Source organism: Clostridia bacterium (genome assembly GCA_035561135.1).
In the GTDB taxonomy this organism is placed as follows: Bacteria; Acidobacteriota; Terriglobia; order Terriglobales; family Acidobacteriaceae; genus DATMYA01.
Genome location: DATMYA010000070.1, coordinates 1 through 2412, shown reverse-complemented (window position 1 = coordinate 2412; position 2412 = coordinate 1). Strand labels below are relative to the sequence as shown.

2 protein-coding genes are annotated in these 2412 nt (G+C 59.5%); one reads left to right on the top strand and one right to left on the bottom strand.

The genetic code is table 11. The features are described from left to right. Positions 1–2004 (bottom strand): carboxypeptidase-like regulatory domain-containing protein (locus VN622_14300; protein ID HWR37030.1); only part of this gene is annotated, 2004 nt, incomplete at its 3' end. A gap of 152 nt (positions 2005–2156) precedes the next feature. Between VN622_14300 and VN622_14295 the strand changes: the two genes are divergently transcribed. Then, on the top strand, positions 2157–2412 hold a 256-nt coding region (locus tag VN622_14295), incomplete at its 3' end, for a hypothetical protein (GenBank protein HWR37029.1).

The following is a 2412-nucleotide window of genomic DNA, read 5'->3' as shown; positions in this document are numbered from 1 at the left end:
GCGCTCGGTCAGCGGCGATTCGTGCTCCACGCGCAGGCCGAGGGTCGCCGTGAATTTGGGCGTGATCTTCCAGTCGTCCTGCAGGTAGGCGCCGAACCAGGTGTCCTGACTCGCATAGCTGGAGGTGACCTGCATGGAGCCTGCCGGAATTCCTAACAGCATCGCGGCCAGATCCTGGCCGAGCGCCGAAGCAGCCGACGTGCTGGTGGGCCCCTTGGTGTAATCGGTATTGAAGCGCAACAGCGGTGCTACCTGCTGCGCATAGCGGTTCTGGAAGGCGCGGCCGACGCGGAAGTCGACGCCATAATGCAGGTTGTGGCTCCCCTTAAGCGTCGTCGCGCTGGCGGCCAGGCTGTGAATCATGCTGGTATTGATACCGTCGCCGGGCGATAACGGGGTTCCCAACTCAGCGAACGAGGTAAGCACGACATTGGGAAACCTGGCCTCGCTGGCTGGAATCAACGACGTCAGGTTCTTTGAGAAACCGAGCGAGGACAGGTCGAAACCCTTGCTGGGGCGGGTCCCCGGGAAATCCTGTTGCGTGATGCCATAACGCACGTTGATCAACGTGCTGGGGTTCAGAACGTAGACGTGGTCAATCGCCATGCCGCGATTGGTGCGGCCGTCGTTCCATCCATCCGCCACGTTGTCGTTGCCGAACCAGTGGTTCTCGTCCTCATCCCAGAAATCGTAGTCGAGGCGGACAAACATGCGGTTCTTGTCATTGAAGGTGTGGTCCACGCGCAGGAAATGCGCCCAATACGTCTCCTTAGCCGCGAAGGTGGGACGCACGAAATTGTTTTGCCCGTTGGCGTTTCCGGGCACGTTCGGGTCCGGGTAATACGCCAAGATGGCCTTTGCCGTCGGCTGAATCATGCTGGCCGGAATGACATTGTTCGGGAAGGGCGAGCGCGTGAAAGTGCCGTCGCCTTTGGCCACAGTGGTGAACGGGTTGTAGATCTGGTAGGTCCCACCCAGTTTCAGTAGTGCGGAGAAATCTCCCTGGCGCTCCGCCGCTGTGGGAACGGTGTTGGTGTATTGTTGCAGCGCGCCCCACTTGTTGCCGTCGAATGCATAGAGGAAAAAAGTCTTATTCTTACCGTTGTAAAGTTTCGGGAAGAAGACGGGACCGCCAATTGCCCCGCCGTAACGATTGTCCGTGTACGCGTCTTTCCCTTTGCCATTGCGATTGGCGAAGAAATTGGTGGCGTCCAATGCGCTGTTACCCAGGTAATGATGCACTTCGCCGTGCAGGTCGTTGGTGCCGCTCTTAGTGTTCATGTTGAACACCGCCCCCATGGTGTGACCGATGGAGGCATCATACTGGCTCGTCTGGACCTTAAACTCGCTAATGGTTTGCGACGGCGGCGAAAACGCGATTCGTGGAGACGTGCCGCTGGCGAACGTGTTCGGAATACCGTCAATGGTGAACTCGTTTGCGTTCGACAGGTTGCCGTTGACCACCAGCGTTGAAGTGCCGGCGTTGAAGGCGGCCTTGTGGATTGCGATCGAACCGGTCCGTCCCACGCCAGGCGCCAGATCGACCAGTTCGGCGGCGTTTCCGGCGGCCATCGGCAACTCCATCATGTTGCTCCTGTCGATGACTGCGCCGAGCGACGCGCTGTCGCGCTGCAGCAGCGGCGCGGACGCGGTTACCTCGATCGTTTCCGTGACTTCGCCGAGTGCCAGATTAAGGTCGAGCGTGACTGTTTCGCCAACTCGCACTTCGATACCTTTCCGTTCGAGTTTCTTGAAACCGGACCGCTGCGCGGTGACACTATATGTGCCGGGCAATAAATACCGGACTGCATAGAGTCCGGATTCGTTGGTTTGGGCTTCAACCGCTGTTCCCATCTGTTCATTGACCACGCGGACCTGGATATCGGCCAAATTGGCTCCGGACGGATCCATGGCCCGGCCGGCAATCGCTCCGCGCGAATCCTGGCTGAACCCGAGGTTCGCGAGAAATAGTGTGAGTAGAAATGTAGACGCAAGCGAGCGCATGGTCTCAAGTGTAGCCTATCGACAATTTTAGCCAATGACCCGGAATGCCTGTTCTAGGATTTAAATGCTATCGCAGAAAAAAATTTGGCAGCTTCCCTTGCCAGCTTCCCTACGAGCCGGCGTGTTGCGTGAGGTAGAATAACGCAGAAACCATGTCGCCAGCCATCAAGCGGCGCGCCCTTTGTCAGTGGCTCTGCTGCGCGCCCGCCCTGCTGTGTGCGCCACGCGAGATGCAGGCCCAGGACGTCCCACGGGACTGGGGCGACCTCTGGCAGCCGAGCCTGCCCGAGCGCGAACGCCACCCTTCCCTGTTCTACGACGGCACCGCCCGGGATCGGATCGTCTCCCGGCTCTCGCGGGAGCCGTGGAAAACCTGGTGGGCCGGCCTTCAGGCCGCTTCGCCGCGGA